Below are 341 nucleotides of genomic sequence, written 5' to 3' on the forward strand. Positions count from 1 at the left end.
TGATCAAAGTGTTGCAACCTCTCATTGATCAAAGTGTTGCAACCTCTCATAAGATGCACGACGGGCACAATGCAACAAATAACGACGAGTTTCTTGATATGTTTCTAGCTGGAAGTGGCAACGATAAGCAGGTTCACTCGGTAAGGGGCGAGCCAATGCTAGAGCAATTTATAAAATCTCCAGGTGCAGAGGCTATTAGGGCACAATATCTTAAGGAAAATTGTCCAGCCTTCACCAAGGATCTTGGCTATGGCACCATGCGAGCATTCCAAGAAACCATGGTTCCTCATGTCGATAGTGCGGGTGTTAAATTGCCTGATTATTCAAGTCCGGCAGTACAC

Annotated in this window: 1 protein-coding gene; it reads left to right on the forward strand. The window is 45.2% G+C overall.

Annotation, left to right across the window (positions count from 1 at the left end; genetic code table 11):
* Positions 1 to 341 (forward strand): hypothetical protein (locus BWR59_RS32560; protein WP_168184575.1); only part of this gene is annotated, 341 nt, incomplete at both ends.

Source organism: Pseudomonas sp. Bc-h (assembly GCF_002080045.1).
In the GTDB taxonomy this organism is placed as follows: Bacteria; Pseudomonadota; Gammaproteobacteria; order Pseudomonadales; family Pseudomonadaceae; genus Aquipseudomonas.